Annotated in this window: 16 protein-coding genes; 7 read left to right on the forward strand and 9 right to left on the reverse strand. The window is 74.6% G+C overall.

What is annotated here, in order from left to right; translation table 11 throughout:
• From LPU61_RS24515 to LPU61_RS24525, 3 genes are read right to left on the reverse strand one after another with little or no spacing between them, the layout of a single operon-like run.
• Complete coding sequence (locus tag LPU61_RS24515; RefSeq protein ID WP_229406279.1) at nucleotides 1-1,023, reverse strand: substrate-binding domain-containing protein; 1,023 nt, start codon at nucleotides 1,021-1,023, stop codon at nucleotides 1-3.
• 55 nt (nucleotides 1,024-1,078) lie between these two features.
• Entirely contained in the window at nucleotides 1,079-2,107 is a 1,029-nt protein-coding gene (locus tag LPU61_RS24520; RefSeq protein WP_229406280.1) for an ABC transporter permease, read from the reverse strand.
• 5 nt (nucleotides 2,108-2,112) lie between these two features.
• On the reverse strand, nucleotides 2,113-3,027 hold the full coding sequence (locus LPU61_RS24525) for a ribokinase (RefSeq protein ID WP_229406281.1): 915 nt from the start codon (nucleotides 3,025-3,027) through the stop codon (nucleotides 2,113-2,115).
• Between the two features lie 401 nt (nucleotides 3,028-3,428).
• Here LPU61_RS24525 and LPU61_RS24530 point away from each other — a divergent pair, with 401 nt between their 5' ends.
• Together LPU61_RS24530 and LPU61_RS24535 are read left to right on the forward strand one after the other, a co-directional pair.
• The gene (locus LPU61_RS24530) at nucleotides 3,429-4,664 is read left to right on the forward strand and encodes a S8 family peptidase (RefSeq protein WP_043963484.1); all 1,236 of its coding nucleotides are present in this window, start codon (nucleotides 3,429-3,431) and stop codon (nucleotides 4,662-4,664) included.
• A 68-nt stretch (nucleotides 4,665-4,732) separates the two neighbouring features.
• Nucleotides 4,733-5,953: a S8 family peptidase gene (locus LPU61_RS24535; RefSeq protein ID WP_229406282.1), complete on the forward strand. Its 1,221-nt coding sequence runs from the start codon at nucleotides 4,733-4,735 to the stop codon at nucleotides 5,951-5,953.
• Nucleotides 5,954-6,015: 62 nt separating this feature from the next.
• Here the strand turns inward: LPU61_RS24535 and LPU61_RS24540 are convergent, their stop codons facing one another.
• Nucleotides 6,016-6,975: a hypothetical protein gene (locus tag LPU61_RS24540; protein ID WP_229406283.1), complete on the reverse strand. Its 960-nt coding sequence runs from the start codon at nucleotides 6,973-6,975 to the stop codon at nucleotides 6,016-6,018.
• A gap of 165 nt (nucleotides 6,976-7,140) precedes the next feature.
• Complete coding sequence (locus tag LPU61_RS24545; protein ID WP_229406284.1) at nucleotides 7,141-8,394, reverse strand: glycoside hydrolase family 16 protein; 1,254 nt, start codon at nucleotides 8,392-8,394, stop codon at nucleotides 7,141-7,143.
• 205 nt (nucleotides 8,395-8,599) lie between these two features.
• Here LPU61_RS24545 and LPU61_RS24550 point away from each other — a divergent pair, with 205 nt between their 5' ends.
• Nucleotides 8,600-9,685 (forward strand): SRPBCC family protein, encoded by a 1,086-nt coding sequence (locus LPU61_RS24550; RefSeq protein WP_043963481.1) that lies wholly within the window; start codon nucleotides 8,600-8,602, stop codon nucleotides 9,683-9,685.
• Between the two features lie 16 nt (nucleotides 9,686-9,701).
• Here the strand turns inward: LPU61_RS24550 and LPU61_RS24555 are convergent, their stop codons facing one another.
• Entirely contained in the window at nucleotides 9,702-12,131 is a 2,430-nt protein-coding gene (locus LPU61_RS24555) for a glycogen debranching N-terminal domain-containing protein (RefSeq protein WP_229406285.1), read from the reverse strand.
• A 156-nt stretch (nucleotides 12,132-12,287) separates the two neighbouring features.
• Between LPU61_RS24555 and LPU61_RS24560 the strand changes: the two genes are divergently transcribed.
• Nucleotides 12,288-13,073 carry an alpha/beta fold hydrolase gene (locus LPU61_RS24560; RefSeq protein WP_043963480.1) on the forward strand — a complete coding sequence of 262 codons (786 nt, stop codon included), beginning with the start codon at nucleotides 12,288-12,290 and terminating at the stop codon, nucleotides 13,071-13,073.
• A 30-nt stretch (nucleotides 13,074-13,103) separates the two neighbouring features.
• On the opposite strand, the gene rpsD is transcribed toward LPU61_RS24560, so the two are convergent.
• Complete coding sequence (rpsD, locus tag LPU61_RS24565) at nucleotides 13,104-13,712, reverse strand: 30S ribosomal protein S4 (protein WP_229406390.1); 609 nt, start codon at nucleotides 13,710-13,712, stop codon at nucleotides 13,104-13,106.
• A 46-nt stretch (nucleotides 13,713-13,758) separates the two neighbouring features.
• On the opposite strand from rpsD, the gene LPU61_RS24570 reads away from it, so the two are divergent.
• From LPU61_RS24570 to LPU61_RS24580, 3 genes are read left to right on the forward strand one after another with little or no spacing between them, the layout of a single operon-like run.
• Nucleotides 13,759-14,493, forward strand: a complete 735-nt coding sequence (locus LPU61_RS24570; protein ID WP_229406286.1) for a DUF2470 domain-containing protein — start codon at nucleotides 13,759-13,761, stop codon at nucleotides 14,491-14,493.
• Between the two features lie 47 nt (nucleotides 14,494-14,540).
• Nucleotides 14,541-14,921 carry a YccF domain-containing protein gene (locus LPU61_RS24575; protein ID WP_043963476.1) on the forward strand — a complete coding sequence of 127 codons (381 nt, stop codon included), beginning with the start codon at nucleotides 14,541-14,543 and terminating at the stop codon, nucleotides 14,919-14,921.
• 38 nt (nucleotides 14,922-14,959) lie between these two features.
• The gene (locus LPU61_RS24580; RefSeq protein WP_229406287.1) at nucleotides 14,960-15,598 is read left to right on the forward strand and encodes a hypothetical protein; all 639 of its coding nucleotides are present in this window, start codon (nucleotides 14,960-14,962) and stop codon (nucleotides 15,596-15,598) included.
• 16 nt (nucleotides 15,599-15,614) lie between these two features.
• Here the strand turns inward: LPU61_RS24580 and LPU61_RS24585 are convergent, their stop codons facing one another.
• Both LPU61_RS24585 and LPU61_RS24590 read right to left on the reverse strand, forming a co-directional pair.
• Entirely contained in the window at nucleotides 15,615-16,301 is a 687-nt protein-coding gene (locus tag LPU61_RS24585) for a response regulator (protein ID WP_043963474.1), read from the reverse strand.
• Nucleotides 16,298-18,904, reverse strand: coding sequence for a DUF4118 domain-containing protein (locus LPU61_RS24590; protein ID WP_229406288.1), 2,607 nt, complete (start codon nucleotides 18,902-18,904; stop codon nucleotides 16,298-16,300). Before LPU61_RS24590 ends, LPU61_RS24585 begins: the two co-directional genes overlap by 4 nt.
• Nucleotides 18,905-18,908: the final 4 nt, after the last annotated feature.

Consider the following 18,908-nt stretch of genomic DNA (forward strand, 5'->3'; position numbering starts at 1 on the left):
TCAGCCCTCCACCGGCACGTCGTCGACGGTGGCGGGGGTGACGACGAGGACGCCCGTGTCGACGCCGGCGATCGGGGTGCCGTTCTTGAGGAACTCGGCCAGCAGCTTGACCGCCTGGTAGCCCTGCTCGGCCGGGGCCTGGCTGATGGTCAGGTCGACGACGCCGGCCTTGAGGTACTCGACGGTCTGCGGCTGCACGTCGAAGCCGACCGAGTGGATCTTGCCGACGTTGCCGGACTGCTGGAGCCACTTGGCGCCGGCCGTGAAGCTGCAGCAGTCGAGCGAGACCAGGGCGATGGCGTCCTTCTGCGCGGCCATCGTCGACTCGATGGTGTTGTACGCGGCGCTGGGCTCGTTGCCGGTGTTCACCGGGCCGACGATCTGCAGGCCGGAGTCCTTGACCCCCTCCTGAAAGCCGGAGAACCGGTCGTTGGACCAGCCGGCGCCGGAATCGACCGAGGCGACGACGACCTTGCCGGTCCTGCCCTTGAGCACGCCCAGCAGCTCCTTGGCCAGGGACCGGCCGGAGGCGACGAGGTCCTGGCCGACGAAGCCCATCTGCTTGGACTCGGGGTTGTTGGTGTTGAACGAGATGATCGGGATGCCGGCGTCGTACGCCTGGGCGATGACCGGCTTGAGGGCGTCGTTGCTGGCCGAGGAGACCGCGAGGCCGTGGATCTGCTTCTGGTTGATCAGGGTCTGCAGCTCGGCGACCTGGTCGGCGGGGTTGCCGCCGGACGGGCCGATCATCTGCGCGTCGACGCCGAACTCCTTGGCGCCGCGCTCCATGCCCTGCCGGATCGGGACGGCGAAGGCCAGCGACGGGTCGTGGTAGCTGATCTTGATCTTGAGGGGTTCGCCCTTCTCGACGGCGTCTTTGATGTAGGCGGCGAGCTTGAACCCGCCGCCGTTCTCGGCGGAGGCGGTGCTGGCCGGGGTGACCGCGCCGCAGGCGGCGTTCGCCAGCAGCGCCAGGCCGAGGGTCGCGACGACCGCGACCCGGCGCCGGAGGGACAGCTTCATCGGGGTGGCTCCTTGGGTGTAGGGGGAAAGGGGGGAAGGCTCGGGCCGGGGACGGTCACCGACGCCCGGAGCGTCTGCGCAGCCAGGTGTCGGCGGCGACGGCGAGGATGATCACCGCGCCGGTCGCCACGGTCTGCCAGAACGAGGAGATGCCGCGCAGGTTGAGGATGTTCTGCAGGACGCCGATGAACGCGACGCCGATGACGGTGCCGAGCATGGTGCCGGAGCCGCCGAACAGGGCCGCCCCGCCGATGATCACGGCGGAGATCGCGGTCAGCTCCATGCCGGTGCCGGTGACGCCCTGCACGTAGGACAGGAACGACAGGCCGAGCACGCCGGCCAGGCCGGCGAGCGTCCCGGACAGGGTGAACGCGGCGACCTTCACCCGGCCGGTGTCGATGCCGCACAGCCGGGCGGCCTCGGCGCTGCCGCCCACGGCGTAGGTGTTGAAGCCGTAGCGGGAGCGGGACAGCACGATCGTGCCGACGACGGCGACGAGCGCGAACAGCACGAGCTGCATCGGCACGACGCCGAACAGCTTGCCCTGGCCGAGCAGGTTGAACTCGGCCACGGCGGGGTCCTTGGCCGACAGCGAGATCGGCGCGCCGCCGCTGAGCAGCAGCGTCACGCCCCGGTAGACGCTCAGCGTGCCGAGCGTGACGATGAACGACGGGATGCCGAAACCGACCGTCATCAGCCCGTTGAGCAGGCCCGCGGCCGCGCCGGCGGCGATGCCGCCGAGGGCGGCCAGCGGCCAGGCGACGTCGGAGGTCATGAGCAGCCCGCAGACGACGGCGCCGAGGCCGTAGATCGAGCCCACCGAGAGGTCGATCTCGGCGTTGATGATGACGAACGTGACGCCGACGGCCATGATGCCGATCTGCGCGATCTGCTGGCCGACGGTGAGGAAGTTGCCCGTCCCCACGAAGCCCGGGGCGATCAGGGTGCCCAGGGCGAACAGCACCACGAGGGCGAGGAAGGTGCTGGCCTCCCGGGCGTGCAGGAAGCGGCGCAGCGGGGAACGGGCGGGCGGGGCGGCGGGCAAGCCCGCCGCGGGCGCCACGGGGGTGGTGGTCTGGGCCATCGGTCTCATCTCCTCAGCAGGGCCGCGACGTCGTCCGGGTAGGGCAGGGCGGGAATCACCTCGGCGACGCCGACGGTGTGCGCGCCGGCAGCGGCGGCGAAGCGCACCGCGTCGGTGAGGGCGTCGCCACGGGCCAGGGCCACGGCGAGCGCGCCGGTGAAGGCGTCGCCCGCGCCGGTGGTGTCGACGACGCGGGCGACGGTGACCGGGTCGACGCGGGTGCGCCGCCCGTCGTGGTCGACGAGGGCGCCCTCGGCGCCGAGGGTGAGCACGATCGTCCCGGCGTACCGGGTGCGCAGCAGGTCCACCAGCTCGTCGCCGGTGGCCGGGTCCCCGGGGTCGCGACCGGTGAGCACCCGGGCCTCGCTGGCGTTGGGCGTGACCACGTCGATCCAGTCCCACGCCTCGTCGGGCAGCGCGACGGCGGGGGCGGGGTTGAGCAGCGTGCGTACGCCACGCTCGTGGGCGGTGCGCAGCGCGGCGAGGGCCACCGGCAGGGGGATCTCCAGGGAGACCACGACCAGGTCCGCGTCGGCGATGCGCTCGGCGAAGCCCGCGACGTCGGCGGGGGTCAGCTCGTCGAGCGCGCCGGGGGCGATGGCGATGCGGTTCTCGCCGTCGGCGTCGACGAGGATGACGCCGACCATGGTCGCGGACGCGGTGGTGGTGCGCACGCCCGCCGCGTCGACCCCCTCCCGCGCCCAGAGCTCCCGGGCGGCGACGCCGAACTGGTCGGCGCCGACGGCGGTCAGCAGGCTGACCTGCGCGCCGAGCCGGGCGGCGGCGACGGCCTGGTTCGAGCCCTTGCCGCCGTGGCCCGAGGCGAAGCTGCCGCCGGAGAGGGTCTCCCCGGCCACCGGCACCCGGGGCACCCGCATGGTCAGCCCGGCGCCGTAGCTGCCGATCACTGCTATCTTCATCCCGACCCCATGTTCATGGACAACCATGTACAACTCAGGGGACCGTAAGGATCGCCGAAGGGCGGTGTCAAGAGCTGCGACGACATTTCGCGGCAACATTCCCGCAACCTGGAAACCCGCCGACCGGTGCCGAAAGGTGGCTTAGGCCGCCTTCGCGAGGATGATCCCCGTGGCTTTCGTACCACATGGGGCTTTTGTTTCCGTCGGCATCGCCGGGCCGGAACGCCGCGGCCGACCGCGCGGGCGAGCCCGGGATCCGACCCGCCGGCCATAGGGCCACGCTATGAACCGTTCGGTATATATCGATGTTCGCGGATTGACCTTAGGCTCCCCACAACCGCTCGGACCGGCCCTACGGGTTCACGAAGCCCGGGCCGGCCAGAACAAGGGAGGACCGGGAGATGACACTCCCCCGCACGAGCCCCCGCCGGTTGGCCGCCTTCGGCGTCCTCACCACCGCCGCGCTGGCCGCCGCCACGGTCGGTGCGCCGGCCAGCGCGGCACCCGCCACCGGCGAGATCCTGTCCGCCGGCAGCGCCACGGCGGTCAAGGACAGCTACATCGTGGTGCTGAAGGACAGCGCCGTCGGTGGCCGGGCCGGTACCCGGGCCGCCGCCGTCGCGAACTCGGCCGGCACCCTCGCCGGCCGGTACGGCGCCACCGTCGGCCACGTGTACGGCGAGGCGCTCAACGGCTTCGAGGTCCGGCTGTCGGAGCGGGCCGCGAAGCGGCTGGCCGCCGACCCGGCCGTGGCGTACGTCGAGCAGAACCAGACCGTGACGGCCACCACGACCCAGACCAACCCGCCGTGGGGCCTGGACCGGATCGACCAGGCCGCCCTCCCGCTGTCGGGCACCTACAGCTACGTCAGCACCGGCTCGGGCGTCACCGCGTACATCATCGACACCGGCATCCGGACCACCCACAGCCAGTTCGGCGGGCGGGCCGTCGACGGCTACGACGCGGTCGACAACGCCCTGCCGGCCGCAGACTGCAACGGCCACGGCACGCACGTCGCCGGCACCGTCGGCGGGTCGACCTACGGCGTGGCCAAGAGCGTCCGGCTGGTGGCCGTGCGGGTGCTCAACTGCGCCGGCAGCGGCACCACCGCGGGCGTCATCGCCGGGGTCGACTGGGTGACCTCCAACCACCAGGCCGGCCAGCCGGCGGTGGCGAACATGAGCCTCGGCGGCGGCCTCAACACCTCCCTGAACACCGCCGTGGCCAACTCGATCGCCGACGGCGTCACCTACGCGGTGGCCGCCGGCAACTCCAACGCCAACGCCTGCAACACCTCCCCGGCCGCCGTGCCCACGGCCCTCACCGTCGGCGCGACCCAGAGCGACGGCGCCCGCGCGTCGTACTCGAACTACGGTTCCTGCCTGGACATCTTCGCGCCGGGCTCGGCCGTGCTGTCCGCCTGGTACACCAGCGACACGGCCACCAACACCATCAGCGGCACCTCGATGGCCTCGCCGCACGTGGCCGGCGGCGCCGCCCGCGTGCTGCAGAACAACCCGTCGTGGACCCCGGCGCAGGTGGCGTCGTACCTGACCTCCACCGCCAGCACCGGCACGGTGGGCAGCCCCGGCAGCGGCTCGCCGAACCGCCTGCTCTACCTCGCCCCCACCAGCTGACCTGACGACCAGCCGCCGGCCCCGGGGTGACCACCCCGGGGCCGGCGCGTCGGAGGAAAGGACCGGACATGATCGTTCCTGGCACCCGACGCCGGCGGTCGCTGGCGGCCACCCTCGGCGTCGCCCTCGCCCTCGCGCTCGGCGCAGGCCCGGCCGCCGCGTCGCCGGCCGCCGCGGCCACCGGACCCATCCGGCACGCCGGCGGCGCGACCGCCGTGCCCGACAGCTACCTCGTGCTGCTGGACGACCGGGCCACCGCCGGGTCGGCCGCCGCGGTCGCCGCCACCGCCGACCGCCTCGCCGGCAGGTTCGGCGGCGTACGCGGCCACGTCTACCACGCCGCCGTACGCGGCTTCGAGATCCGCCTGCCCGAGCGGGCCGCCCGACGCCTCGCCGCCGACCCGGCCGTGGCGTACGTCGAGCAGAACCACGTGACGGCGCTGGCGGCGGGCGTCCAGCTCAACCCGCCGTCGTGGGGGCTGGACCGCATCGACCAGCGCGCGCTCCCGCTCGACGGCCGGTACGCCTACCCGAACACCGCGCCGAACGTGCACGCCTACGTCCTGGACACCGGCATCCGCGCCAGCCACGTCGACTTCGGCGGCTCCGTCGCCGGCGGGTACGACGCGGTCGACGGGGCCCTGCCGGCCGACGACTGCAACGGCCACGGCACCCACCTCGCCGGCACCGTCGGCGGCCAGTTGCACGGGGTGGCCAAGGACGCCCGGCTGGTGCCGGTGCGGGTGCTCAACTGCACCGGCAGCGGCACCTGGGCCCAGGTCATCGCCGGCATCGACTGGGTCACCCGGTACGCGGTGAAGCCCGCCGTGGCCACCATGGGCCTCGGCGGCAGCGCCAGCAGCGCCGTCGACGCCGCGCTGACGGCCTCCATCAACTCCGGCGTCACGTACACGGTGCCCTCGGGCAGCTCGTCCAGCGACGCCTGCAACTTCTCGCCCGCGCGGGTGCCCACGGCGCTCACCGTCTCCGGCACCCTGGCCACCGACGTGAAGATGGGCTCGGCCAACTACGGCACCTGCGTGGACATCTTCGCCCCCGGCGGCAGCATCACCTCGACCTGGCACACCAGCGACACCGCCACCAACACGGTCAGCGGCAGCCCGATGGCCGCCGCGCACGTCGCCGGCTGCGCCGCCCTCGTGTTGTCCGACCATCCCACCTGGACCCCGGCGCAGGTGGCGGCGCACCTCGCTGCCACCGCCACCGCCGGTGTCGTCGGCAGCCCGGGCGCCGGCTCGCCGAACCGGATGCTCTACTGCGGCCCCTGACGCCCCGGTGACCGCCCCGACCGCGGCCCGCCGGGCGGGGCGGACCGCGGCGGGAGGTCCGGTCAGCGCCGCAGCACGGTGACCGCGTCGGCCCCGCCGACCAGGTCCAGGTCGAGGCGGTCGGTGGCGGCCTCCCAGCCCGGGGTGGTGATCACCGTGCCGCCGGCAACGCCGACGCGGCGGTCGGCGTGCACGGTGACCGAGCCGGCGCCGCGGACGGCCCGCACCCGCACCGGTCGCAGGTCCGGCACGGACACCGTGAGCTGGTTGACCCCGGCGCTCAGCCGCACGGCGAGGCTGCCGTCCCCGGCGGGCAGCCGCAGCTCCGTGCGGTCGGTGCCCCCGGCCAGGTCCACGCCGATCAGCCGGCCGGCGCGCAGGTCGAGCAGCTGGGTGCTCGCGCCGCCGCCCATCACCAGCCGCCAGGCGACCCGCGAGGTGAGCCGGATCTGCACCGCCCCGGGTCCGGCGCGGCCGGTGGGCGTCAGGTGCAGCGCGACGCCCTCGGCGGTGCGCACCGGCCGCGGGGTGCTGTCGCCGTCCGCCGGGGTGCTGATCCGGTAGAGGTCCGCGCCGAGGTCGACGAGGCGCAGGTCGACGGCGGTGGTGCCGGTGACCAGCTCGAACGCCGCGCGGGCCCGGCCGCTCAGGGGCGCGGTGACCGTGTGCGGGAGGCCGCCGCCGGCTGCGGGGCCGCCGCCGACCGCCGGTGCCGGCCCGGCCCCGGCCGCGCGCAGGCCGGGCGGACCCGAGGCGAGGGCCAGCGCGGCGGCGGCGAGCAGGGCCAGGATCACCCCGACCCCGACCAGGCCGACGACGGGCCGCCGGCGGGGCGGCGCGCGGCGCGCGGGTTCGACGTCGATCACCGGGCCGGCGAAGAAACCCGACCCGGCGTACGCCTCGGCCGGGTGCGCGGCGCCGACGCCGACGTGGGGATCGGGCTCCACGACGACCCCGGTGACGACGCGCGGCCGGCGACCGTCGACGTCGGACGGTGCGGGACGCGCCTCGGGTGCGGACATGCGCTGACCTCTCTGTCCGGTGAACGGCACCGGGGAGTACGGATCCGGGGCCGGGATCGATCGACGCTGGGCGCGGCGTTTCCGATCTTCACCGGTCGCCCGGCGCCCGGCGCCGGACGGCCCCGCCGCCGCCGACGCACCGGCGGCGGCGGGGCGCGGGTCGGGTCAGTAGCGCGCCCACTTCTGGTTGGCCGCGCCCGTGCAGTCCCAGAGCTGGAGCTTGCCGCCGTTGGCCGGGTTCTGGTCGCGGACGTCGACGCAGCGGTTGGCGCTGAGGTTCACCAGGTCACCGTTGCCGTTGAGGGTGAACCGCTGGACCGGGTTGCCGTTGCAGGTCACGAGATTGACCTCGGTGCCGTTGGCGGTGCCGGCCCAGGCCGGGTCCATGCACTTGCCCATCGCCCGCACGGTGCCGTCGGAGGCGAACGTCCAGGCCTGGGCGGCGGTGGTGTTGCAGTCCCAGATCTGCAGCTTGGCCCCGTCGACCGGGTCGGCGTTGGGGATGTCGACGCACCGCCCGCTCTGCGCGCCGCGCAGCCGGGTGGTGCCGGCCGGCGGGTTGCCGCCGGAGGTGTACCCGGACACCCGGACATAGTCGACGAGCATCTGCTGCGGGAACTGCGTGGTGGCGTCGGGGTAGCCCGGCCAGTTGCCGCCGACGGCCACGTTGAGGATCATGAAGAACGGGTGGTCGAACACCCAGCGGTTGCCGCCGAGCCGGCTCGGGTCGACGCGGTGGTACTCGACGCCGTCGAGGTACCACACGATCGAGTTGGGCTCCCAGTCGACCCGGTAGGTGTGGAAGGCGTCGGCCAGCGGGGCGCCGATGGTGCGGCTGTTGGTGATGCCGCCGCCACCGGAGTAGCCCGGGCCGTGGATGGTGCCGTGCACGGTGTTCGGCTCGCGGCCGATGTTCTCCATGATGTCGATCTCGCCCGCGTTCGGCCAGCCGACGCTGCCCATGTCGTTGCCGAGCATCCAGAACGCCGGCCAGATGCCCTGGCCCCGGGGAATCTTGATCCGGGCCTCGAACCGGCCGTACGCCTGGGTGAACGTCGCGGCGGTCAGCAGTCGGGCGGAGGTGTACTCGCACCGGCCGTAGTGGCACTGGTAGTTGGCGGGGTTCTCCTTGCGCGCGGTGATGACCAGGTTGCCCTGGCCGTCGTGCACCGCGTTGCTCGTGCTGTTGGTGTAGTACTGCCGTTCGTCGTTGCCCCAGCCGTTGCCGCCGATGTCGAACCGCCACCGGTTCTGGTCGACGGGCGTGCCGGCCGGCTCGTTGAACTCGTCCTGCCAGGTGATCGAGCCGATGGCCGCCGCGGCGGGCTCGGCGTGGCCGGGCAGGACGAGGGCCACGCTGGAGGCGACGAGCGCGGCGGCGAGGGCGAGCGCCCGGGGGACGGATCGACGTCTGGTCACATTGTCTCCTCGGTGGACGGTCCGGACGGCGACGCGGGGTGCGGCGAGCCGACCGGCGGCGGTGCGCAGAGAGCGCTCTCTCTAGCGAAGTCTGTCGATGCGGCTCCTGTCCGTCAAGACTGTTGCCAGTTCCGTAGGGTCACCGGGGCAACCCGGGGCGTCGCCCCGGCGGACCGGCGACCGCCGGGACCCGTAGAGTCTCGCCGTGATCGAGATCGGCGCCCGGATCGACCTGCCCCATCCCACCGGCCGGGTCTGGCGCGCGTTGACGGACCCGACGCTGCTGGCCCGCTGGTACACCGAGGTCGAGCCCGCCGCCGGCCGGCCGGGCCGGCTGCTGCTCTACACGGCGGGGCTGCCCGGCTTCGACGCCGCCGTCGACGCGGAGGTGACCGAGCGGCGGGAGCCGGACGCGATCGCCCTGCGCTGCCAGGAGGCCGGCCGGCGCACGCTGCTGAGCTGCGCCGTCACCCCCACCGCCGAGGGTTGCCGGCTGACGGTCCACGAAACCCTCGAACACGGTTCCTGGCCCGTCGAGCAACGCGTGCGCCGCGAGCAGTTCTACCAGCAGGCGCTCACCGGCCGGCTGCCCGCCATCCTCGACTGGCTGGCCTTCCAGCAGGTCGACCTGCTCCGCGACCAGGGGCCGCCGACGGCCGAGATGCCGATCGTCGAGACGCCCGGCGACGCGGCCCCGCTGCGGCGTCGCCGCCGCACCGCGCTGGTCGCGGCGCTCGGCGGCGGCGTGCTGGTCACCGGGCTGGCGACGTGGGTGCTGCTGCCGTCGGACCCGGACCGCGCCGCCGCCCCGGAGCCGGCGACCGTCCCGCCCGTCGCGACCACCGCCGCCACCAGCGGTCCGCCCCGGGCCACGCCGACCGCGCGGCCCACCCCCGGCGCCAGCCGGAGCAGCGCCCGCCCGAGCCGCTCCGCCTCGCCGACGCCGTCGCGGACGGCCACCCCGTCCCCGACGCCGCAGGCGCCCCTGGCCGCCAGGTACGAGCTTGTGGCGACCCGCATCTTCGGCTACACCGGCGAGGTGGTGGTCGACAACGCGGCCGGCGCGGCGGCCCGCGACTGGACCGTGGTGCTCACCCTGCCCTCGGGCAGCACGATCGGCGACGTCGAGGGCGGCGAATGGCAGCAGGACGGCCGGTCCGTCACGATCACCGGGCCGGCGGTGCCGGCCGGCGGATCGCAGACCGTCCGGTTCGACGTCCGCGACGCCGACCCGTTCGTCAAGGCGCCCGAGGCGTGCGCGGTGGCCGACACCCCGTGCGCCGGCCTGTGAGGGCCGCCGGGGCGGATCAGCGGAAGGGCCGGCCCCGGCCCAGGGCGTCGGCGTACCCCCAGCGGCCCCGGATGTCGAGCAGCTCGATCTGACCCATCTCCTCCGGCACCCCGGCGTCGATCGCCAGGTGGTCGTCGTGCGGTTCGAGGCCGAGCAGGGCGCGCAGCAGCAGCAGCGGCGCCCCGGCGGAGGGGGCGTACGGGCTGTCGGTGAAGTGGTGCGGCACGGGGACCCGGGTGACGGCCCGGTCGTAGCCGGCGAAGTACGGGGGCAGCGCGCCCTGGAAGTGCTGTCCCGCCTCCAGCAGCGCCAGCGCGATCCGGGCGGCCTCCTGCCGGAAGCCGTAGCGGCGCAGCCCCCAGACGATGAGGGAGTTGTCCGCCGGCCAGATCGCGCCGGTGTGGTGACCCAGCGGGTTGAACTGCTCCTCGGTGCTGGCCAGGGTCCGCACCCCCCAGCCGGAGAACAGCGCCGGCCCGAGCAGGTGGTCCACCAGGCGCTCGGCGCGTTCGGGCGGGACGATCCCGCTCCACAGCAGGTGCCCGACGTTGGACGCCAGCGCGTCGGCCCGCTGGCCGTCGGCCTGCAACGCCAGCGCGTAGCAGCCCCGCTCGGGCAGCCAGAAGTCCCGGTCGAACCGCTCCCGCAACGCGGCGGCGTCCCGTTCGAGCCGGTCGGCGTAGGCCGGGTCGTTCCAGAACAGCCGGGCCATCCGGGCCGCCCTCAGCCGGGCATCGTAGGCGTACCCCTGGATCTCGCAGATCGCCTGCGGGAAGGTGGCGAGCCGGCCGTCGCGGAAGCAGACGGCCTGCACCGAGTTGCGCCAGCTCTCGTTGACCGGCCCGGCCCGGCGCTGCCGGCGGGTGGACCAGACGTAGCCGTCGCCGGCCACGTCGGCGTAGTCGTCGAGCCAGGCGATGGCGGCGCGGACCTCGAACTCGTAGCGGCGGACCAGCTCGGCGTCGCCGGTCCAGCGTTCGTACTCGTCGAGCAGGATGACGAACAGCGGAGTGGTGTCGGCGGCGGAGAAGTCGGTCGCGTCGGGGGTGTCGGCGAAGGCGGCCGACTCGCCGTACCGGCTCTCCTGGACGATCCGGCCCGGCTGCTCGCCGCGGAACGGGTCGATCCGGGCACCCTGGCTCAGCGCCAGGATCCGCAGCGTGCTGACGGCCCGGTGCGGCAGGAACGGCAGCACCTGGAGGCTGCTGACCAGGCTCTCCCGGCCGAGCAGGGTCATCGACCAGGGCAGCCCGGTGGCGGGCAGCCGGTCGCGGTAGTTGAGGCCCTGGTAGTACAGGGCGGCGAGGTCGAGCACGCTGCGCCGGTACGCCTCGGCCAGCGGCCCGTGGTCGGCGCGCAGCTCGGGCACCCCGGCGACGATGTCGTCGATCTCCCGGCCGGCCTCGGCGCGGGACCGGTGGGTGGAGCTGCGCAGCCGTTCCCGCAGGTCGCGCCGGTGCAGGTCCCGCACGAGGGTCAGCACGCGCAGCCGGACCGTCCAGGTGTCGTGCGGGTCGACGGAGACGGTGAAGGTGAATCCGCGCTCATCGACGTGGGCGGGTGCGCTGGCGCAGACGACCGTCTCCCGGTGCAGGGTGTGTCTGCGGTAGTGCAGCCGCAGCGAGCTGTCGTCGACCGTGGTGGTCACCTCGCGCTCCCGCCGCAGGCCGTCGCGGATGTCCTGCACCTCCGCGAAGTCCGCCCCGACGTCCAGGCGGACGGTGTACCGCACGGGCTCCGCCCCGTAGTTGAACAGGGTGACCTCCTCCTCGAAGGCCTCCCCCAGCGAGCGGTGCCGCAGGATCGACGTGGTGGCGTTGACGTAGTGCGTGGGCTGGCCGGGCACCAGGGCGAACTTCGACTCGAAGGAGCGCACGTCGTCGATCGACAGTTCGGTGAGTTGTTCGCCGTCGAGGCTCAGCCGCCAGGTCGACAGGAAGCGGGTGTCGAAGAAGAAGAGGCCGAGCGGGGTGACCGGTTCGGTCGCGACGTCGCCGTTGCGAGAGCTGATCATGAACATGTTGCCGTAGAAGATGCTGGTCGTGTCGTGCGACCCGACGCCGTCGTGCTCGACGCCGGGCCGGACGTCGGCGATCGGTTCGGTGGCGCCGCTGTCGGCGCGGATCGGCAGCAGCCGGCGGAACACCAGGAACAACGGCAGGTCGCCCTCGACGGACACCACGCCGCGAAAGAGCATCGCCACGCTGTGGTCGGCGCCGGCGACCAGCCGTTCGAACGTCTCCGGCCGCATCTCCACCAGGCAGTCCGGGTCGTGGCCGCGGCGGTCCACCCGCGCCCGCCCGCCGTCGAGGGTGACGAACCAGGTGCTGGCCGGCCCGTCGTCGGTGACGAAGCGGAAGGCGATGAGCCCGGCGGGCGTGGTGGGCAGTCGGCCCCGGGAGGCCTCCGGGAGGCCGGCGAAGAACCGGTCGATCTCCGCGCTCACAGGGTGCTCCTGTCGCCACGCACCCGCACACCCCTTTCGCTATAGCCGACGAAACGGATGTAATGACACGAAGGCCACAGTACGCTATGGCGGCCCGCGACGGCCGCGCTTCAGTGGAACGAGAACCCTCCACCCACCCACCGCCCGGGAGGGCCGATGACAGACCGACACACCGCCGCCGGCATGCGCTACTGGACGTACGGGCGCGGCCGGCGCGACACGTTCCTGCTGGTGCACGGCTGGTGCTGCGACCACCGGTTCATGGAGCCGATCGCCCGACACCTGGCCGGCCGACCCGCCCGGGTGATCGCGGTCGACATGCCGGGGCACGGGCAGAGCCCGCCACCGCCCGAGGGCTACGGCGTGGAGCAGCTCGCCGCCCGGCTCCGGGCCCTGGTCGCCGAGCTCGACCTGCGGCGGGTCGTCGTGATCGGGCACAGCCTGGGCGGGGTCTGGTCGCTCGCCGCCGCCGCCGGTGACCGGGACCGCTTCGCCGGCCTGGTCATGCTCGACTCCGCGGTGGCCGGGCCGCCGGGCGCCGCCGCCGCGATCGAGGAGGTCGCCCGGTCGCTGCGCGACGACACCTCCGGCGCGGCCCGGGAGTCGATCGTCCGGTCGTACTTCCTGCCGCAGTCCGACCCCCGGCTGGTGGAGTGGGTGGTCTCGGCCATGGCGCGCCCCTCCACCGAGGTCGCGTACGCGCCGATCGCCGCCCTGGCCGCGTACGTCGGCTCCGGCGGCGACGAGGCGGCCCTGACCCGGTGGGACCGCCCGCTGCTCCTGGTCGGCAGCAACGCGCCGTTCGCCGACTACGCCCGGCTCGCCCGGCTGGCCCCGCAGGCGAACATCGGCCAGGCCGCCGGCTCGGGCCACTTCGTGCAGCTCGAGGTGCCGGACCAGGTCAACGCGATGATCGACCGGCACCTGGAGCTCACCGGCTGACCAACCCACCGGCGGGCCGGCACGCCCCGGTCAGCGGGAGTAGTGCTCGACGACGAGCTGCTCGTCGCAGATCACCGGCACCTCGGCCCGCCGGGGCAGCCGGGTGAGCCGGGCGGCGAGCCCCGCCAGGTCGACGTCGAGGTACGGCGCGGGCCGGTGCGGGGCGTGCGCTCCTGCGGCGGCGAGCAGGAACGGCGTCTTGCCCCGGCTTCGTGCGGCCACCGCGATCTCGTCGCCGGGGCGCAACCGCGCCGACGGGCGGTCCGCCCGCCGGCCGTTGACGGTCAGGTGCTGGTGGGTGACGAGCTGCCGCGCCTGGTAGATGGTGCGGGCGAACCCCGCGCGCAGCACGAGGGCGTCGAGCCGGGTCTCCAGGTCGACCACGAGCTCCTCACCGGTCTTGCCCGGCCGGCGCGCCGCCCGGTCGAACGCGCGCCGCAGCTGCCCCTCCCGCAGGTCGTACTGCGCCTTGAGACGCTGCTTCTCCAGCAGCCGGACCTTGTAGTCGCTGTCCTTGGTCCGGGCCCGGCCGTGGTCTCCGGGCGGGAACGGGCGGCGCTCGACGTACCGCACGCACTTGGGGGTCAGGGCGATGCCGAGTCGACGCGACCGCTTGGCCTTGGGGCGGGACTGATTCATCATCTGCCTCTCAGGTAAGGTAAGGCTAACCTAATAGGAGGTGCAGATGTCGGGCAACATCCCCCCGGTCGCCGTCGCGGTGGCCGCCGGCACACCGGCAGAGCGGCTGCGTACCCTGCTCGTGGCCGCCGACTCGGTGACGCTGCTGACCCCGACGCACCGGGCCGAGCTCACCGGCCGGCACCGCGTCGGCCCCGACGGCCGGCTCCGCGTCGAGGTGCCGGCCGACTCCGGCGCGGCCCACGAGCTGGCGCGGGAGGGGGACGTGCCCGTCGTCGTCCACGTGACGGACCTCGCCCCGATCCCGATGCCCGACCGGGTACGCGGCCGGGCGACCCTCACCGGCTGGCTGACCGTCGAGGGGCTGCGCGGCCGACGGCCCGACCTCGTCGCGGTGCTGCACCTCGCCACAGCCGGGATCACCGACACCGGCGGGACCGCCCCCGTCGACCCGGACGCGTTCGCCACGGCCCGGCCCGACCCGCTCGCCCCGGCCGAGGCGGAGCTGCTGCGCCGCCTCGACGCCGACACCCCCACCGTGGAACAGCTCACCGGGCTCGTCCCCGCGCGGCTGCGGCGGGAGGACGCCCGCGTGCGCCTGCTGCGGCTGGACCGCGCCGGCATCGTCCTGCGGGTGCAGTCCCCCGCCGGGTCCGCCGCGCGTCCGCACGACGTACGGCTGCCCTTCGCCCGGCCGCTGCGCGACCCGGACCAGCTCGGCGCGCGCCTCGACGCGCTGCTCGGCCGGCCCCCGCGCCGCGTGTCCCGCGCCGGGCGCTGAGGGCGACGCCCGACCGGCCGGTGGCGGGCGTCGGTCATGCTCGAAGGGTGATTCGCTTTCTGCTGAACGTGTTGTGGCTCGTCTTCGGTGGCGGGATCGTGCTGGCCGTCGGATACGGGATCGCGGCGCTGATCTGCTTCGTGCTGGTCGTCACGATCCCGTTCGGCGTCGCGTCGCTGCGCCTGGCCAGCTACTCGCTGTGGCCCTTCGGCCGGACGGTGGTGCCCAAGCCGGGCGCGGGCGTCGGCTCCGGGCTGGCCAACGTGCTGTGGGTGGTGCTGGCCGGCTGGTGGCTGGCCCTGTCCCACATCGTCGCCGGCGTCGCCCTCTGCGTCACGATCATCGGCATCCCGTTCGGGATCGCCAACTTCAAGCTCGTCCCCGCCGCGTTCTGGCCCCTGGGGCGGGAGGTCGTCGACGCGCCGTAGCCGCCGCCGTCGTCGGTGCCGGCCGGTACGTTCCCGGCATGGCCAACCTCTCGTACCTCTTCGTCACCGACCACGACGGCATCTGCCCCGCCGGGGCGGAGGTGCCCGGCGTCGAGGAGCAGGTCCTCGCCGAGGACGTGGCTGCCGTGCCGCTGCTGTGGCTGGCCATGTTCCGGCCCGGCGACCTGGTGACGGCCACCTTCCCGTCCGACGACGAGGACGAGGGCGAATTGGCGGTCACCGCCCCGGTCGCGCCCCGCCGGCGGGCCCTCGACCAGCTCGACGCCGCGCTGCCGGCCCTGGCCCGGATCTTCGCCGCGGAGGGGCCGCTGCACGAGCACGCCGCGCTGCTGCGCGCGGGCGTGGCGGCCATGCCGGGCCGGTTCGTCACCGTCGATCCCTACGAGATCGCCGTGCTGGTCGACGAGGGGGAGTTCTACGACACCCTGCGCGCCGGGCTGGCCGCCCTGGACCGGCCGGGCGATCTCGCCGCCGCCCGGCGGCACCTGACCGACCTGGCGCAGCTGCGCCCCGGCCGGCCGTTCCCGCCGGCCCGGCTGGTGCTGGACCAGCTCGACGCCGCCGAGGACGACTGGTGGAACCACAGCCGCCTGCTCGGGGCCGGCGTCCGGCGTCCGGCGCCGTGGGAACGGCCCCGCGCCGGGGCGCGGGAATGACCGCCTGACCGTCGGATCAAGGCCGGTAGCGGTAGCCCATGCCCGGCTCGGTGATCAGGTGCCGGGGCCGGGCCGGGTCGTCCTCCAGCTTGCGCCGCAGTTGGGCCATGTACTGGCGCAGGTAGTTGGTCTCGTTCTGGTATTCCGGGCCCCACACGTCGTGCAGCAGCTGGCGCTGGCTGACCAGCTTGCCGGGGTGGCGCAGCAGCTTGTCGAGCACGGCCCACTGGGTGGGGGTGAGCCGCACCGGCGCGCCGTCGTCGCGGGTGACGGTGCGGTCTACCAGGTCCACCGTGTGCCGCCCCACCCGGGGGGCCGGGGTCGCGCCGTCCGCCGACGGCGCGGCGAGACGGCGGGTGACGGCGCGGATGCGGGCGAGCAGTTCGTCGACGCCGAAGGGTTTGGTGACGTAGTCGTCGGCGCCCGCGTCGAGGGCGGCGACCTTGTCCTCGCTGCCGGCCCGGCCCGACAGCACGATGATCGGCACGCTCGTCCACCCGCGCAGGCCCCGGATCACCTCCACGCCGTCGAGGTCGGGCAGCCCGAGGTCGAGCACCACCAGGTCCGGCGGGTGGGCGGCGGCGGCCTTCAACGCGGCCGTGCCGGTCTCGGCGACCCGCACGTCGTAGCCGCGGGCGCGCAGGTTGATGCGCAGGGCGCGCAGGATCTGGGGTTCGTCGTCGACGACGAGGATGCGGCTCATTCCTGCGGCCCCTCCGGCTCCCGCTGCGCTTGCGGCCCGTGCCGATCCTCCGCCTCCGGCGGACCGGGGTGGCCCGGTGGACCGGCGGCGGGCAGGCGCAGCACCATGGTCAGCCCTCCGCCGGGGGTGGTCTCGGGGGTGATGGTGCCACCCATGGCCTCGACGAGGCCGCGGGACAGGGCGAGACCGAGGCCCACCCCGGTCTGGTTGTCCCGGTCGCCGAGGCGCTGGAACGGCAGGAAGACGTGCTCCCACTGGTCGGCCGGGATGCCGGGGCCGGTGTCGACCACCCGCAGCTCGACCTGGCCGGCGTGGGCGCTGGCGGCGACGGTGGGCGGCCGACCGGGCGGGCTGTGCCGCAGGGCGTTGGCGACGACGTTGACCAGCACGCGTTCCAGCAGCCCGGGGTCGGCCAGCGCGGCGGGCAGGTCCGCGGGGAGGTCGGTGCCGACGTCGGCGGCGGCCGGGCCGAGCTCGTCCAGCGCCCGGGGCACCACGTCCTCCAGCCCGATCGCGGTGGCGGTGACGCCGAGCGCGCCGGCCTGCAACCGGCTCATGTCCAGCAGGTTCGCCACCAGCCGACCCAGCTGGTCGAGGGACTCGTCGGCGGTGGCGAGCAGCTCCTCGCGGTCCTCGGCGTCGAATTCGACGTCGGGGCTGCGCAGGCTGCTCACCGCCGCCTTCGCCGACGCCAGGGGCGTACGCAGGTCGTGGCTGACGGCGGCGAGCAGCGCGGTACGCATCCGGTCGGCCGCCGCGAGGGGCCCGGCGGCGGCGGCCTGAACGGCGAGGCGTTCCTGCCGCAGCGCGACGGCGGCCTGGGCGGCGAACGCCTCGACGACGCGCCGGTCGGCGGCCTCCAGCCGCCGGCCGGACAGCACGACGGTGAGCGTGTCGTCGACGGGCACGGCCGTCTCTCCGGCGTCGGGGCTGCCGGCCGGGGCGTCCCCGACGCTGGCCACCACCCGCCAGGCGGCCCGGTCGCGGGCCCGGTCGGGGCGGCCCCGCGCCTCGTCGACCAGCTCCAGGACGCTGACCGCGCGCAGCGCGAACGTCTCCCGCAGCCGGTCCAGCAGGGCCGGCAGCGGGCGCTCGCCGCGCAGCACGCCGCCGGCCACGGTGGCGAGGGTCTGCGCGTCGGCGGAGGCCCGGGCGGCCTCCCGGGTACGCCGGGCGGCGACGTCGACGACCCAGCTCACGGCGACGGCGACGCCGACGAAGACGCCCAGCGCCAGCAGGTTGTCGGCCTCGGCGATGGTCAGCGTGCGGTACGGCGGGGTGAAGAACCAGTTGAGCAGCAGCGATCCGCCGAGGGCGGCGACCAGCGCCGGCCAGAGGCCCCCGACGAGGGCCACCCCCACGACCCCGGCGAGGAACAACAGGATGTCGTTGGTGAGGGTGAGGTCGGGCAGGGTGCGCAGCGCCAGGGTGAGCGCCGGCATGCCGAGCGCCGCGAGGGCGAAGCCGAGCAGCCTGCGCCGTCGCGACAGGGCGGCCGGTGTGGTGGCGGCCCGCCGGCCGCGCCCGGCCTCGGGGTGGGTGACCAGGTGCACGTCGATCGGCCCGGACAGGGCGGTGGTGGTGACGCCGACCCCCCGGGAGAACAGCTGGGCGAAGCGGCCCCGCCGGCTCGCGCCGAGCACGAGCTGGGTGGCGTTGACGCCCCGGGCGAAGTCGAGCAGCGCGGCCGGGACGTCCGCGCCGAGCACCTGGTGGTAGGTGCCACCGAGGCCTTCGACGAGGACCCGCTGGCGGGCCAGCCGGGCGGGGTCGGCGCCGGCCAGGCCGTCGCTGCGGGCGACGTGCACGGCCAGCAGGTCCGCGCCCCGGCCCCGGGCGGCGATCCGGGCGGCGCGGCGGATCAGCGTGTCCCCCTCCGGCCCGCCGGTCAGCGCGACGACGACGCGTTCACGGGCCTCCCAGGTGTCGGAGATGCCCTGCTGGGCGCGGTACGCGCCGAGCTGGTCGTCGACGGTGTCGGCGAGCCAGAGCAGGGCCAGCTCGCGCAGCGCGGTCAGGTTGCCGACCCGGAAGTAGTTGCCGAGGGCGGCGTCGATCCGGTCGGGACCGTAGATGTTGCCGTGGGCCATCCGACGGCGCAGCGCCTCCGGGGTCATGTCGACGAGTTCGACCTGCTCGGCGGCGCGGACGACGGCGTCGGGGACGGTCTCGCGCTGGGTGGTGCCGGTGATCCGGGCGACGACGTCGTTGAGCGACTCGAGGTGCTGGACGTTGACGGTGGTCAGCACGGTGATGCCGGCGTCGAGCAGTTCCCGCACGTCCTGCCAGCGCTTGTCGTGGCGGGAGCCGGGCACGTTGGTGTGGGCCAGCTCGTCGACGACGACGACCTCGGGGCGGCGGGCCAGCACGCCGTCGAGGTCCAGCTCGGTGAGCTGCACACCCCGGTGGGTGAGGACGCGTCGGGGCACCTGTTCGAGGTCGCCGACCATGGCGGCGGTGTGCGGGCGGCCGTGGGTCTCGACCAGCCCGATCACCACGTCGGTGCCGCGCGCGGCCCGCCGCTGGGCCTCTTCGAGCATCGCGTACGTCTTGCCGACGCCAGGCGCGGCCCCGAGGTAGACGCGCAGCTCTCCGGTGGGCACGCTG

The organism is Micromonospora sp. NBRC 110038, assembly GCF_020884815.1.
GTDB classification, from domain to species: domain Bacteria; phylum Actinomycetota; class Actinomycetes; order Mycobacteriales; family Micromonosporaceae; genus Micromonospora; species Micromonospora haikouensis.

Bases quoted from the DNA above. Each gene is read 5' to 3' on its own strand.
- LPU61_RS24585 (WP_043963474.1), bottom strand. From the start codon at position 16,301: ATGAGCCGCATCCTCGTCGTCGACGACGAACCCCAGATCCTGCGCGCC.
- LPU61_RS24580 (WP_229406287.1), top strand. From the start codon at position 14,960: ATGGCCAACCTCTCGTACCTCTTCGTCACCGACCACGACGGCATCTGC.
- LPU61_RS24540 (WP_229406283.1), bottom strand. From the start codon at position 6,975: ATGTCCGCACCCGAGGCGCGTCCCGCACCGTCCGACGTCGACGGTCGC.
- LPU61_RS24570 (WP_229406286.1), top strand. From the start codon at position 13,759: ATGTCGGGCAACATCCCCCCGGTCGCCGTCGCGGTGGCCGCCGGCACA.
- LPU61_RS24560 (WP_043963480.1), top strand. From the start codon at position 12,288: ATGACAGACCGACACACCGCCGCCGGCATGCGCTACTGGACGTACGGG.
- LPU61_RS24515 (WP_229406279.1), bottom strand. From the start codon at position 1,023: ATGAAGCTGTCCCTCCGGCGCCGGGTCGCGGTCGTCGCGACCCTCGGC.
- LPU61_RS24525 (WP_229406281.1), bottom strand. From the start codon at position 3,027: ATGAAGATAGCAGTGATCGGCAGCTACGGCGCCGGGCTGACCATGCGG.
- LPU61_RS24520 (WP_229406280.1), bottom strand. From the start codon at position 2,107: ATGGCCCAGACCACCACCCCCGTGGCGCCCGCGGCGGGCTTGCCCGCC.
- LPU61_RS24535 (WP_229406282.1), top strand. From the start codon at position 4,733: ATGATCGTTCCTGGCACCCGACGCCGGCGGTCGCTGGCGGCCACCCTC.
- rpsD (WP_229406390.1), bottom strand. From the start codon at position 13,712: ATGAATCAGTCCCGCCCCAAGGCCAAGCGGTCGCGTCGACTCGGCATC.
- LPU61_RS24530 (WP_043963484.1), top strand. From the start codon at position 3,429: ATGACACTCCCCCGCACGAGCCCCCGCCGGTTGGCCGCCTTCGGCGTC.